Here is a 14,973-nt window from a genome sequence, read left to right on the forward strand (position 1 = left end):
AATTTTTTAGAGAGTCCATACAGTCTATTTCGGGCTTGATTGATTAAAAAAGAATATTTAAAAATGGAAGCGTCATGAGTTAAGCTCCCCTTAAACTATTGCTTAAATTCTGTACCAAAATAAAACCGATAACAGACTGAATAATATTCATTCTTTTTAACAACCGAACCCACCTAACATCGGAACAATAATCAAATGATTTGACAGCGTATACCGACCAATATACATATAAATTCATCACTTTTTCGACCGACATAGTATACTGCACCTGCTGTTTCGGCTCACCTTATATCATGTGTTCTCTGTTTATGAATAAAAAGCTGTTTCTTTCTTCTGGTTTAAAAACGCTAAGTGTCTTGGCCATATCTATAGGCTTAACTGCCTGCGGTGATCGTTCATGGTGGACAGATGATGAGCCTAAGCTCAATGCTGAACAAATCGCACGCATCATTCCCGGACGTGTAAATGACCGCCGTTCATGGGCTGAAGATATTTACGATATTTCAGAGCAGTTTGGTATTCCGCAAAATAAAGAGAATATGTGTTCGATCATTGCCGTGGTTGATCAAGAGTCTAACTTTGTTGCAGATCCGCAAGTTTATGGTTTGGGTGAAAAAGCGGTGAAAGAAGTACAAGATCGTTTAGATGAAAAATTTAAAGATAAGCTCGGCGATGCCATTGGTGGCACCATCGCAGGTTATTTCCAACAGGTTTTAAAAGAGCAACCGAGTCCTGAAGATAACTACTTAAGTCAAATGCGCCGCGTTAAAACAGAACGTGAACTGGATGAACTGTACCGTGAAATTTTTGACTATATGTCAAAGCATTATCACGTCAGCGCACTCACAGGCGCAGCGAAACTTGTCGGTCAGGACGTGGGTGAAAAAATGAATCCGATTACCACGTTGGGTTCAATGCAAGTACACATCGGTTATGCCAAAGACAATAAACGTGAAGGTGGCAGCATGGCTGACTTACGTACTGACCTTTATAGTCAATATGGTGGTCTGTACTACGGCATCCACCGACTGATGATGTACCCTGCTGACTATGACAAACCCCTTTACCGTTTTGCCGACTATAATTCAGGTATGTACTCAAGTCGAAATGCAGCCTTCCAAAGTATGTTGAATGACTTAACTGAAGCTGAGCTTGATTTAGACGGTGACTTGTTACTTTATGGTAAAGATGGCTCACCTAAATCTGCAAAGAGTCAATCAGAACGCGAACTCATCAGTGTTTTCGCCCAGCATAATATTTTGGTTACTCCACGTCAAATTCGCTCTGACCTGAAAAAAGAGAAAGAGAAAAAATTTGAAGATACAGCAACCTATCGCGCTGTGACTAAGCTTTATCAAGAAGTCACTAAAAAAGAACCTTTCTATGCCATGATGCCAGAAGTCGTCATTTCTGGTCCAAAGCTCAGCCGTGACTATAATACCAACTGGTTTGCCACTCGTGTCAATGGACGTTATCAAACATGCATGCAACGTGCAAAGCACATAAAAATCTAGCCTTATTTGACTTTGATGGCACCCTGTATGACAAAGACAGTTTTACGGGGTTCATTTTCTATGTACATTCAAAGCGGCATATTGCTTTACAAGGCTTAAAAGTCCTGCCTTATATTCAAAGTTATTATTTGGGTTTTTATCCTGCCCATCATATGCGCTCTAAACTCTTCCATGCGATGTTTAAGCAAGCGGAAGTGAACGAAATTGACGCTTATGCAAAACGCTATGCAGAACTTTTAATCAAAGGACTCAACCCAGCACTCTATAGCCAACTGAAGCAACACCAAAGTTTGGGTGATGATGTGGTTTTGGTCTCAGCCTCAATTGATATCTATTTAAAATATGTGTGTGAAATACTCTCAATTGATCTGATCTGCACCCAAGTTGAACAAGACCAACAACGCTATACAGGGCGTTATCTTACTGCGGACTGTAGTTGTGAGTACAAAGCTCAACGTATCCAAGAAAGATATGAGCTGGATAGCTATCATGCCGTTTATGCTTATGGAAACAGTATTGAAGATAAGCAAATGTTATCTTTGGCCGATTTTAGCTACTTGGTAGGGACAGATTTAAGCCTTCCCGACTTGTCAAAAACATCAAATCATCGTCAAATAAGCTAATTATTAAGCTTAGATTAATAATTAATCATATTAATTTTTTGAATATATTTGTTATTAAAATTCAGTATGTTTTATTTACCAAAAAATATATTTATGATAAATTTTACCTAATAAAAATATTTTGAGAACCAATCCACTTAAATTATAAAAAAGGCATCAGTATGGAACAGTTATCTCCACCCAAGTATGTCAAAGGTCTTTCGATCAAATTCGGTGAAAGTCCCTTTGTGTTATTGGCGCAGTTCGCTTTTAATGCTTCAAAACAAAAATGGTTAAAACACGAAATCGAACATGTGCTCAATATCGCCAAACAAGGTGATTACAATCACCTGGTAAAGACATTACGTCAATTTAGCAAATAACAAAAAAGCCACTTCAAATGAAGTGGCTTTTTTACTTACTTTTTAAAGGGAAACGCATATTTCACAATACGTTTGATGACGCTACCATACTGTTTTACTAAGCTGGCATTGTTATAGTTAATGCCATACTTTTCACACACTGCTTGTACTTTCGGTGCCATTTTACGGTAACGACGCGCAGGTACATCTGGGTATAAGTGATGCTCAATTTGATGGCTTAAGTGGCCTGTCAAAATATGGAATGCTTCTGAACCTGTTAAATTCGACGAACCACGAATTTGGCGCATGTACCAATGTCCACGGCTTTCATTTTCCAATACTTTTTTCGGGAAAACTTCGACATCTTTGGTGAAGTGACCACAGAAAATCACACTAAATGTCCACATATTACGAATACCATTTGCAACCAAATTCCCTGTAAACACAGGCAACGCCGCAGGTCCTGCAATGAGTGGGAAAAACACATAATCTTTAAACAATTGTTTACCAATTTTGCGCTGCATAGGTTTCCATTCAGCTAAAGTCTGCGCTTTGCTTTTACGCCCCTTGAAGTATTTGCCTAATTCCAAGTTTTGGATCGCAACGCCCCATTGGAACAACAAACAAAATGGAATGCTATAAATCGGTTGTAATAAATAACCTGGTTTCCAACGTTGTTCTGGGAATAATCGAAGCAGACCATAGCCAATGTCATCATCCATGCCTTTAATATTGGTATAAGTATGATGCTTATAGTTATGAGTCTGACGCCAATTGTCTGCTGTACCTACGATGTCCCACTCATAATTTTGACCATTAAACTTAGGGTCATTCATCCAGTCATATTGACCGTGCATCACGTTATGACCCAACTCCATGTTTTCCATAATCTTGGCAAAACTCAGTAGACCAGTGCCCAACACCCATGCTGGTGGGAACCAACCTGCAAACAAACATGCACGACCTGCGATAGACGCATAACGCACCGCTGCATAGACACGACGAATATATTGTGCATCTTTCTCGCCAATATCATCTAGTACTTCTTGCTTAATGGCATCTAGCTCACGTGCAAGCTCATCTAACTCAAATGTTGTTAACTCACGATTCTTCGGGTTTTTAAAATATTCAACTTTAACAGGCATATTCATTGTATTTATTCCCCTTATAAATCAACAATAAGATCAGTTTGTGCCGTATTGACACAAATTTTTAGAAAATTACCAGGCTCAGAATTTTGTGCACCATTGACCAAGTTTTTGGTTGAACCTTCCACTTTGTTGCAAGCACATTTATTACAGATTCCCATACGGCAACCATGTTGAGGCTTGACATTTTGCTGTTCCAAACTTGCAAGAATAGATTGGCCTTTGGGAATACTTAAAATTTTCTTCGACTTTGTTAAGGTAATATTCACAAAACCAACATCATCATTTGCAAATGGACTCATGCTGAACGCTTCTGTTTTTAAGGTGTTGGCATGAGCGAAAAGCTGCTCAACCGTAGCCACAAACCCTGAAGGGCCACATGCATATACCGTTGCATTTTCAATCTGATCCAGTCCAGACATATGATTTTGGTTTAAACGTTCACCTTCATCTGACTCTTGGGTATAAAGCATGCTGAATGTGAAGCCAGAGTATTGTGCTGCCAACTGTTCAAAATATGCTTTGAAAGCTGCATCAGTATGTTTTTTCACCCAATACATCAAATGTACAGGCTGCTTTTTCAGCTTGGCAGTCTGCTCTAAACGTTTCAGTAAACTCAGCATGGGGGTAATACCACTGCCCGCAGCAAGTAAAATTAACTGTTGATCATTTACGGTTAATTGCATATCACCATAAGGCTGGCCGAATTCTAAAATATCGCCGATTTGAGCCTGTTCACATAGCCAATGACTTGCCTTGCCTTGGTCTACTTTTTTCACATTCAGCAAGACATGTTGCCCATCAATCTGGGTCAAACTATAGGTACGTTCATAACGTACGCCTTGAACCACTACATATACAGGATGGTGCTGTCCCGCTTGCCCCATGTGGAAATGGCGGTTGGTTTGCAGCGTCAAACTCACCATATCGTTTGCCACTTGCTCTTTTTTTACCACTTTACCTAAAGCTTGGTGTATCGACCAAAGTGGATTGATTTTTTGAAGCCAAAAGTTAGCTGTATGTCGGTCTAAAACACTCTCAGCATACTCAGTTAAAGGAGATTTAGTTTTTTCAAGGATCTGCATAGTAAAGGACCACGCCATTGATTTTGAATTATTATACACATGTATATATATTTGTATATATATTCTTATTGTTTCGTTTCGTTTCACAATGCCGACCAGTGGAGCTATAATGAACTGATTGATTTAATTGCTTGATAAATATGACACCGACCACCATTCAAACCCATACAACCAACACAGAGCATGAAGCTTCAAAAAAACATGCACCAGTGCTTGCACGTAGTGTTGGTCGAAAAGCAACGATCACAAAAGATGAACTGTTTCAAGCTGCTTTAAATTTGATTGGTCCTGAAAAAAGTATTGCATCCCTAAGCTTGCGCGAAGTCGCACGTGAAGCAGGCATTGCGCCAAATAGTTTTTATCGTCATTTTAAAGATACCGATGAACTGGCTATCGAGTTAATTGAACGTGCAGGTGTTGTGCTACGTCAAATTTTGCATGAAGCACGTATTAAGGCTATTCGCCAAGAAAGTATTATTCGTAGCTCAGTCGAAGTTTTTATTGAGCAACTGGATGCGGATGACGGCAACTTAAGCCTGCTATTACGCGAAGCATATACAGGTTCAGCATCTTATAAAAATGCGGTCGAAAGACAATTGAATTATTTCCAGCAAGAACTTAAAGACGATTTAATTCGTTTAGAACGCTTAAATAATAGCAAACTCTTCCATCCTGAATTAGTATCCATGGCAATCACCCAATTGGTTTTCAATATGGGTGCCAAAGTGATTGATATGCCAAGTGTAGAACGTAAAAAAATGGCTGAACAAACCATGATCATGATTCGCATGATTTTGGAAGGTTCACGTCATTTGGATGAAGCGATGATTCGCTAATCTGCGATTACACCCAACAAATTCACTGAAATATCTTATTATTTGTTTCGCTGTTGTTTTTCAATGAGCTGTTGCACAAATTCAGCAGTTTGCTTCGGTTGTTCTAGCGGAAACATATGCCCACCTTCAAGCACGCTATAGTCAATCGCATAGGTTTTTTTCATCCCTTGAGGTAAACCTTGCTTATAGAAATGGCTGTCTTTTGCAGTCAACACATGTATCGGCATATCAGGTGCTTTGCGTGGGGTACGCCACCACCATGCAGGCACTGTCCTGAAGATCTCAGCTTCAGTATGTTTGGGAATGGTTAGCGTCACCCCATTTCGAGTCGGATCACTTTTTAAACCACAGGCTATAAAGTCCGCAAAACACTGTTCATCAAAGTCTTTAAAAATACGATTCGGTCTGAGCGCCTGACTGGCCTGCTCAATACTTTCCCAATGATCACGACGCTTTACGGTCACCGCAGCTGGGGTAAGTTTTTCTATGGACTTCGATCCCAGCTTTTGTAATGCTTCAAATAAAAAGGCCTTGGAACCAATCACAAACGGTGGGTCCATGATAATCACTTGAGAAAACAACTGAGGTTTTTTATAAGCCGCCATAAGTGTGAGTAACGAGCCAAAAGAATGCCCTAAACCAATCACTTGTTGCCGTGGAAACTGCTGCTCAATATCTAAAATAACTTGATCCACCAACGCTTCCCAACGGTATTCCACAGGATACTGTGGATCTAGGCCAATCATCGGGATCGCTTTAACATCAAAATCTTTATTTAAAAACTGGAAGAATTTTTGATAGCTGCCCGAGGGAATGCCATTTGCATGGGTAAAGTGTAAGGCTGGTTTGCTCATGTCATTCAAATCTATTTTTATAGCTTCTTTACCATAATCGTTTTTTAATTTAAACGAAATGGCGCAGGATGAATTCTAAGTCATGGACTTTGATCACTTCGGCCACTTTTTAAAAATATTCCGTGATAGATCTGAGATCACTTTGCAGAAACAGTTAGACTTTGATTGCCTAAGAAAGTAGCGCCACAGTTGGTTTTGTCTCCGGCAATTACCACAGCACGCCCCAAGACTGTTGTACTGTGATCTGCTGCAATCGCAGAAACCACCATTCGACACTTTGGACAAAAATGCTTCATTCCATTTAAATGCACAGCAATACCATTGATCACAAAACTGTTTTCACACTCAGTGACGATACCACCATGTGTTGTTTTTGAACCCATTGTTACTAGAGCTTTAGACATAATTTATTGTTCGAAACATTAGAGTTTTAATGGCAAAAATTCTAGCATAAGCAAGCGCTTAAAATTTCAATGGATTACTTTTCAAATACAACTTAGACGTCGTTTTTTAAGGATTCATGAAAAAAAGCACCCGAAGGTGCTTTTCATACAGCAATTCCAATTATGGTTTAACCACAACCATCACTTGAATTGCTTCTGGTGTCACTGATAGGCCATCGAGCAAACCAAGACCCTCTTTTTGCAGTTTTTGTAGACGTGAAATTTCATCTTCACGAATACTCGGATTAAACTGCTTTAAGTAAGTCAGGCGGTCAATTTCGTATTGCCACTTACTGCCGTAGACTTCTTTCGCTTGTTGCACGAAGTTCGGTAAAGCCGAACGCGCAAGCTCTAATGCTTGCACATAACGCTGTTCAATCACTTCACGGCGTGCTTTCACGACTTGACGACAGCTATTACCATCCAAATGATGCAAATACGGTTTTAAAATTTCAGGCGCAATTTTCTGCGACAGATCTTGACCCTTTTCACTCAGCAAAACACGAACCAACTGCTGCGGTAAACTTGAAGGCAAATTCAGTGCTTTTGGTGCAACTACATCGACCTTAAACCACACTTCCAACAACACCGAACCTTGTGGTAAAGCTGCTGATTTCAACACTGCAACGTTGGTACTACCAAAACCTTGGGTGTTGATCATTTCCATCACACTTTCAGTAAATGGATGCTCAAGAGTTAAATACTGAGCATCTTCACGTATCTGAGCTTGATCACGGTAGAAGGTTGCCGTCATGCCTTCTTCATCCAAGGTTAAACCTTGAACTTGCATTTGATCAGTTGGCTTAATGATGACTGTGCCGTTGCTTTGCTCGTCAAAATCAATGTTTGTCGACGCCATAAAGCGTTTCATAAACATTGGCAAAGTGGTGTTGTCATCATAAGACTCAAGCGCTTGTACAATTTCTTGCGCCACAATTGGACGACAAGAGTTGTATTCAAGCAAACGGTCACGACCTGATTGTAACTCTGCTTCTAAGGCTTCACGTTGTACACTAACTGCTTCGAGTAAGTCATCAAACTGCTGACCTTTGTCTGCCAGTAAACAATCTTTCAATTCAACAATAAAGTTTTCTTGTAAAGTTTGCGCAGTTGGCGAGATATTACTGAAAATATTTAATGCTTCGTTATACCAACGGAACATACGTTCTTGTGCTGTTCCAATTAGATACGGCACATGAATTTGAATCCGGTTTTCTTGACCAATACGGTCTAAACGGCCAATACGTTGTTCAAGTACATCTGGGTTTGCAGGTAAGTCAAATAAAATCAAATCTGATGCAAACTGGAAGTTACGACCTTCAGAACCAATTTCAGAGCACAGTAGAATTTGTGCACCATAAGATTCTTCAGCAAAGTAAGCTGACGCTTGGTCACGCTCAAGTAAACTCATACCTTCATGGAACATGGCAGTACGAATACCCGCATGTAAGCGGAGAACATTTTCAAGTGCTTCAACCACGGGACCACTACGTGCAATGAGCAACACTTTTTTGTGTTTTAAGTCTGTCCGTAGTTTTTCCATGAGCCACATAACGCGCGGGTCAGCTTCCATCCACGCACCATCAAGCTGTGCTTCTTCTGGCCACATTTGTTCACGCAATTTACCATCTTTAGACCAGTTTTCTGGTGCAGGCAAAGGTGCAGGCTGACAGTCACGGCCTGGGAAGCCTTGAATGGCTTCACGGGTATTACGGAACAAAATACGCCCTGTACCATGACGGTCTAAAAGCTCATGAATGGCACGGAAGCGTTGTTCGGGTGCATCTTCAATGCGATGTCCTAGCAAACCTTCTAATGCAGCTAAATGCCCTTCTTCAAGTGGCATATCTGACATCAGTACTTCAGCAATTTTTGCAGTTTGTTGATACTGGGTTTCTTCATCCAAGAAACGATCCAGCGAACTAAAACGCTGTGGGTCAAGTAAACGTAAACGCGCAAAGTGACTTTCTACACCCAACTGTTCTGGGGTTGCCGTTAATAATAAAACACCCGGCGTTTTTTCTGCTAACTCTTCTATCAAGTCGTAGCGGTCATTACCACCGTCTTCTTCATTCCACATCAAGTGATGTGCTTCATCGACCACCAACAGATCGAAACCAGCTTCTAGGGCTTGTTCACGCAAGTCATCATGGTCAATCATTAAATCAATTGACGCAATAATGCATTGTTCAGTCAGGAATGGATTCAGTTCAGGGTCATGTTCTTTGATTGAAGCTGTACGGGTTAAATCAAATAATGAGAAGTTCAAATTGAAACGACGACGCATTTCAATCATCCACTGATATTGCAGTGAATCTGGTACCAAAATCAGGATACGTTCTGAACGACCTGTTTTAAGCTGTTGATGGATGATCAATCCAGCTTCAATGGTTTTACCTAAACCAACTTCATCGGCTAAAAGGACACGGGGTGCAAAACGCTGACCTACTTCGTGTGCAATATACAGCTGATGAGGAATCAAACCGACACGTGAACCGACCATGCCGCGCAGTGGGCTCGACTTCATATTGGCTTGCATTAACATCGCTTCAATACGTAAGTCGTACCATTCTTTATAGTCAATCTGACTTGCCAATAAGCGATCAAGCGGTTTAGACAACTGAATTTGAGCACCAATGCGAGTCTCATTCAGTGATTTACGCTCTTCCGTGCCATCTTCTAAACGACGTACAACGTTATAACGCACCACACCATGACGGTCTTCATGTGATTCAACCGTCCACTTGGTACCTTCTTGATCTTGTAATTCATCGTTCACGTTAAAAATGATACGTGATAAAGGTGCATTATTCCGTGCATAAACACGTGTTTCATCACTTTTAGGGAATAAGATGCTGACAGATCGCTCATCTACATCAATAAGAACTCCTAAACCTAGTTCCGTTTCAGTATCTGATAACCAACGTTGACCAATAGCAAACTGCTGCAATTTTTCCACCTTTATCTACAAGTTAGGACTGCAAATTTAATGCTCAAACATTGTTTGATATTTGAGCAAAATTATACACCTTTAAGCAATATATTTTGACATAAAGCTCACTAAAAAAGTGAGCAAATTTGATGATTCCACGTACTTAAAATGGTACTGGACAAACAAATTCGATACGTTCATCGGTTTGGGGATGATGAAAACTCAAACGCTCTGCATGTAAACACAAACGTGGCATCAAATTTTGCAGGTCAGGTACAGCATAGAGCGTATCTCCCACGATAGGATGACCTAAAAACTGCATATGTACACGAAGTTGATGCGAACGTCCTGTAATGGGGGTGAGCGCCACACGAGTCACGGGCTGACCCTGTATCTCAAAGTGTTCAATGGCTTTCCACTCTGTCACAGCGGGCTTGTTATGACTAGGCTCTGCAATATGTAACGGTGGACGGGATGAATCATAAATCACAGGCACATCAACGGTGCCCTGACCCTCTAAATGGCCAGCCACAATCGCTTGATACGTTTTATCGGTTTGGCGTTCTTGAAACTGACGAGAAATAGATTTTTGTCCCCAACGACTGAGAGCAAAAACCAAGATACCTGAGGTATCGCGATCAAGGCGGTGGATCAGTAGGGTTTTCGGTTCTAGTTTGACTAAACGATTGATCATACAATCTTGTAAGTCTTCTGTCTTCCCTGGAACGGTGAGTATACCTGCAGGCTTATGGATGACCATGAAGTCTTCATCTCGATGAATCAGGTGTTCGGTTAGAAAATTACTCAAGGTTCCATTCCAAGCTGATCGCGAAAACAAGCGGGCAATAATAAAAAGCTTAAGCCAGAAATACAATGCAAAAATCGTTTTTTTTAATCATGAACCGATATTGATTGCATTATTTAACGTCAAATGCCTGATCACTGTCTGTATCGATAAACGAGACATAAAGATATCACGATATTATGACAGCCGATTTCTAAATAACCATGCAGCTAAGGGCAAGGTAATCAGTGCCAAAATCAGCATCGGTACAAAGTCCCATTTCACTTGCGCAAAACTCGCACCTTCCAAATATACTCGTTGTACCAAGTCAATGCCAAAGCGTAGCGGGTTGGCATAAGTCAGCCAATTCAACACATTTGGCATATTTTGAACTGGCGTTAACAGACCTGATAAAAGCGTCAAAGGCATAATCAGAAAAAAAGTATACAGCATGGCTTGTTGCATATTCAGTGCAATCGCCGAAATAGACAACCCAACACCAACGACTGCAATATTAAATGCAAACAATCCAAAATAAATCAGCAACAATGAACCATTCATCGGGATCTGAAACCAAAACAGGATGATCGCTAAAATAATCGAAGACTGAATCACACCAATCAGTATAGGTGGAATTGCCTTACCAATCATAATCTGCGTCGGTGTGTAAGGCGTCACCAAGAGCTGATCAAACGTTCCCTGCTCCCGCTCCCGCGCCACAGATAACGCGGAAAGTAAAAGCGTCTGCATCATACTTAATGTTGCAATCAAAGATGGCATCATGCCCCATCTGGACTCTAAATTTGGGTTATACCATGTGCGTGATTGAACGGTAACTGAGGACGTTGAACCCAACCGCTCTTGGTTGACCTGAGTGACTATACTGCTGATATAAGAGCCAGCCATGCCTGCTGTAGACGAATTCCGACCATCCAAGACCACTTGGATTGCCGAGGATTCATTCTTATTGAGCTTATCCTCAAAATCTGCGGGAAACGTAATCACTGCAAGTGCTGAACGGTCATTGATAACCTGTTGAATCTGAGCGGTATTCTGCAAATCTGCTGTGCGTTTAAATACACCCGAACCATCCAAATGCGATAGTATTTGCTGCGAAGCCTGACTGTGACTTTGGTCCAGCACAGCATAATCTACATGATTGACATCATAACTGGCAGCATAACCAAATAGCAGAGCTTGCAGAAATATAGGAATAATCAATGTTATCCGATTGGCAGGATCAACCAAAATAGTCAAAAATTCTTTTTTGGTCAGCACCACAAGATAATGAAACCAGCGCTGAAATGTTGCCATGAGTTGTTGCATGATGTTCTTACCTCAGACGCTTTTTCAATGTATGCGCTGTAATTACAGTGAGCACGACAATATAAATCAACAAAATGCCACATTCTTTGAGCCATAAAGACCAGTCATCTCCGCCTAAAAATAAGGTTTTGATCAAGGTCATATAATGTGTTGCAGGCAATACATTGCTAATGATCTGCACCACTAAAGGCAGATTTCGTGTATCAAACACAAAACCTGACAGCATCATGGCAGGCATGAAACTCGCTAAAAGTGCCATTTGACTGGCTTGGAACTGACTTTTCGATACCCCTGAAATCATTAACCCTAGTAATAAAGACACCATTAAATATAAAAATGATGCACTGATCACCGATAAAAGTGATGCGCGAATAGGAACTTCAAATAAGTAATATGCCGCCAACAGACAGACCACTATATCGACCATACCAATCACGATATAAGGGGCTAACTTGGATAAAACAATTTCCAACGGGCGAATGGGCGTTACAAACATTGCTTCTAAAGTGCCACGTTCTCGCTCACGTGCAATCAGTAACCCCGTTAAAAATGCACCGACCAAAGTCAAAATCAATACAATCAAACCAGGCACTAAAAACCAGGTACTATTGCCCGACTCATTGAACCACATGCGCTGATCTACACTGATTACACCTGCAGTTGAACTGCTGTTGGTACGGTCAGCTTGTATTGAACTCGCCATATTTAAGGCACTGGCAATATAGCCCTGTAGTGAAGACGCTATACTGGTGGAACGACCATTATTGATAATCTGCACCGTGGCAGAACCATTGGCATATTGCGCTGCAAAATCACTGGGCAAATTGAGAATGGCATCAATATCATCATTCCCCATTGCTGCTTGCGCTTGTGCAAAACTTGGATAATGGATCACCGTGATATATTTCGAGCCGTTTAAACCACTGAGGACTTGGCTACTTTGTGGTGTCGGATTTTGATCGACCACACCGACACGACCATTGGTCAAGTCAAAAGACAGGCCGTATCCAAAAAGCAATATCAAAATAATGGGTAAAATAAAACCGATCGCCATGCTACTTTTATCACGCAATAACTGCTTCGTCTCCTTGCGTGTCAGTGCAATGAGCCTTGTCCAAAATGCTGAGCGATGAATCATACAGCTCTCCTCATTTGATCTCGTCTCATACGCTCGCCTCTTTTGCTTGCTGATTCGCACGAGATTGCTCCACAATGGCAATAAAAGCACTGTTCATATCATTGACACCTTCACCATGCACCATACTTCGGATGTCTTTGGGTGTACCAAGTGCCAACATTTTCCCTGCATCCTGAATCGCGATACGATCGCAATATTCTGCTTCTTCCATAAAATGTGTGGTGATAATAATAGTAATGCCTTGATTGGCGAGCTCACCAATGGTGTACCAGAACGCACGTCGCGCCAATGGGTCGATACCACTGGTAGGTTCATCTAAAAACACAATTTCAGGCTGATGTAACAGTGCTGCTGCCATCGACAAACGTTGCTTAAAGCCATTGGGTAAATCACCACTTTTAGCATGTGGCTTGAGTTCAAACTGATGTAATGCCTGATCAATTTGTTGCTTTAGATGTTTGCCTGATAATCCATACGCACCGCCAAAAAACTTTAAGTTATCCAAAACACTTAAGTTGCCATATAGGGCGAATTTCTGAGATACATAACCAATTTTGGCTCTCGCTTGTGCACGTGCTGTACGCAGATTCATCCCCGCTACTTCGAGTACACCACTACTGGCAGGAAGCAGACCACACAGCATACGAAACGTCGTGGTTTTGCCTGCACCATTTGGCCCGAGCAATCCGAAAATTTCCCCGCGTGATACATTAAACGAAGTGCTGGCCACGGCGGTAAAATCACCAAATGTACGCACGAGATCCTGAACCACAATGACAGGTGCTTCTGCGTTACTATCTAAATCTGCGTTGCTGTCTAAACGCACTTTCGTATTCGGGACTTTTTCAGCATTGATCGGCTTGGTCTGAACGATGTTCGCATTAATGCTTTGAGCATTACTTTGGGCATAGCTTTGAACATTGCTTTGATCTGTGTTTAATCCTGTTATCGCCAGTTCGTTATTCTCAGCCGCACCTGAGTCTACGGTGTTTTTTTCTACATGCTTTGCTTCATGCAAAAGCAACATAAATGCATCTTCAAGTTCTGCTGCTCTCGCTTCTGCAACAACACCTTGTGGCAGTTGATCAGGCGGAAGAATCGGATGTTCAGTTCGGGTAATAAAACGTACCACATCGCCTTTAGGCACTGCATCTGCAATGTATTTGTGATTATCCAGTAAATGTGCTTGTAACACCCTCGCCTTCATCCCTTGACTCGGTTTCACTTGCCATGTTTGACCTTTGGCATAGTCTGTCAGTGCTTCAGGTGAACCCTGTTTGAGGACTTGCCCCTCCAACATGACATACACATCATGACAACGTTCCGCTTCATCCATATACGCTGTGCTGATAATGACACTCAAGTTCTCATCTTTCACTAACTGTTCAATGATGATCCACAAATCACGGCGTGATAGCGGGTCAACCCCAACACTGGGTTCATCGAGCAGTAATAACTCTGGTGAACGAACTAAAGTACAAGCCAAGCCCAACTTTTGCTTCATCCCTCCAGATAACTTCCCCGCAGGTCGCTCTGAAAATCGTGCTAAATCGGTAATTTTAAGCAAGCGATCAAAGCGTTCTTTACGTACATCCGCAGGTACACCATGTAGGTCGGCATATAAATCTAAATTTTCTTGAATGCTTAAATCTTCATATAAACCAAATTTCTGAGGCATATAGCTGATACGATCTTGTACAGACTGAGGGTCTTTGGCCACATCAATCCCAAGAACTTCCAAGCTTCCAGCAGTAGGCTCATACAAACCTGCAATCAATCTCAGCAATGTGGTTTTCCCCGCGCCATCAGGCCCAACCAAAGCAGCCAATTGTCCTGCCTTGATTTGCATATTCAGTCCTTGCAGCGCATACACATCTTCAGCGCCTTTTTGCTCAGCTTTGAAAACTTGCTTTAAATCCTGAGCGATCATCACGCAATCTGAAGACATC

At 41.4% G+C, this 14,973-nt stretch carries 13 protein-coding genes; 4 read left to right on the plus strand and 9 right to left on the minus strand.

All coding sequences use genetic code 11. The features are described 5' to 3' along the window. Positions 1–308: 308 nt before the first annotated feature. From CDG62_RS12085 to CDG62_RS12095, 3 genes are all read left to right on the plus strand, one after another. Entirely contained in the window at positions 309–1,514 is a 1,206-nt protein-coding gene (locus tag CDG62_RS12085; protein WP_087527853.1) for a DUF1615 family protein, read from the plus strand. Next, positions 1,481–2,137 (plus strand): HAD-IB family hydrolase, encoded by a 657-nt coding sequence (locus CDG62_RS12090; RefSeq protein WP_087527854.1) that lies wholly within the window; start codon positions 1,481–1,483, stop codon positions 2,135–2,137. Before CDG62_RS12085 ends, CDG62_RS12090 begins: the two co-directional genes overlap by 34 nt. 161 nt (positions 2,138–2,298) lie before the next feature. Beyond that, entirely contained in the window at positions 2,299–2,499 is a 201-nt protein-coding gene (locus CDG62_RS12095; protein ID WP_010326552.1) for a hypothetical protein, read from the plus strand. 35 nt (positions 2,500–2,534) lie between these two features. Here CDG62_RS12095 and CDG62_RS12100 read toward each other — a convergent pair whose 3' ends face one another. Further along, complete coding sequence (locus CDG62_RS12100; RefSeq protein WP_087527855.1) at positions 2,535–3,629, minus strand: fatty acid desaturase family protein; 1,095 nt, start codon at positions 3,627–3,629, stop codon at positions 2,535–2,537. A 14-nt stretch (positions 3,630–3,643) separates the two neighbouring features. Beyond that, entirely contained in the window at positions 3,644–4,711 is a 1,068-nt protein-coding gene (locus CDG62_RS12105; RefSeq protein WP_087527856.1) for a ferredoxin reductase, read from the minus strand. Between the two features lie 140 nt (positions 4,712–4,851). Between CDG62_RS12105 and fabR the strand changes: the two genes are divergently transcribed. Continuing rightward, positions 4,852–5,547 carry an HTH-type transcriptional repressor FabR gene (gene fabR, locus CDG62_RS12110; RefSeq protein ID WP_004693528.1) on the plus strand — a complete coding sequence of 232 codons (696 nt, stop codon included), beginning with the start codon at positions 4,852–4,854 and terminating at the stop codon, positions 5,545–5,547. Between the two features lie 38 nt (positions 5,548–5,585). Here the strand turns inward: fabR and CDG62_RS12115 are convergent, their stop codons facing one another. The 7 genes from CDG62_RS12115 to CDG62_RS12145 form a co-directional block, all read right to left on the minus strand. Further along, a complete protein-coding gene (locus CDG62_RS12115; RefSeq protein ID WP_087527857.1) occupies positions 5,586–6,401 on the minus strand; it encodes an alpha/beta fold hydrolase in 816 nt (271 codons plus the stop codon). A 137-nt stretch (positions 6,402–6,538) separates the two neighbouring features. Then, positions 6,539–6,805 (minus strand): PAAR domain-containing protein, encoded by a 267-nt coding sequence (locus CDG62_RS12120; protein WP_087527858.1) that lies wholly within the window; start codon positions 6,803–6,805, stop codon positions 6,539–6,541. A 160-nt stretch (positions 6,806–6,965) separates the two neighbouring features. After that, positions 6,966–9,803: an RNA polymerase-associated protein RapA gene (rapA, locus tag CDG62_RS12125; RefSeq protein WP_087527859.1), complete on the minus strand. Its 2,838-nt coding sequence runs from the start codon at positions 9,801–9,803 to the stop codon at positions 6,966–6,968. Between the two features lie 136 nt (positions 9,804–9,939). Further along, positions 9,940–10,584, minus strand: a complete 645-nt coding sequence (locus tag CDG62_RS12130; protein WP_087527860.1) for an RluA family pseudouridine synthase — start codon at positions 10,582–10,584, stop codon at positions 9,940–9,942. 174 nt (positions 10,585–10,758) lie between these two features. Then, the gene (locus CDG62_RS12135; RefSeq protein WP_087527895.1) at positions 10,759–11,874 is read right to left on the minus strand and encodes an ABC transporter permease; all 1,116 of its coding nucleotides are present in this window, start codon (positions 11,872–11,874) and stop codon (positions 10,759–10,761) included. A gap of 19 nt (positions 11,875–11,893) precedes the next feature. Further along, positions 11,894–13,024 (minus strand): ABC transporter permease, encoded by a 1,131-nt coding sequence (locus tag CDG62_RS12140; protein ID WP_087527861.1) that lies wholly within the window; start codon positions 13,022–13,024, stop codon positions 11,894–11,896. Positions 13,025–13,049: 25 nt separating this feature from the next. Then, positions 13,050–14,972, minus strand: a complete 1,923-nt coding sequence (locus CDG62_RS12145) for an ATP-binding cassette domain-containing protein (RefSeq protein ID WP_087527896.1) — start codon at positions 14,970–14,972, stop codon at positions 13,050–13,052. Position 14,973: the final 1 nt, after the last annotated feature.

Source organism: Acinetobacter sp. WCHA55 (assembly GCF_002165305.2).
Lineage (GTDB): Bacteria > Pseudomonadota > Gammaproteobacteria > Pseudomonadales > Moraxellaceae > Acinetobacter.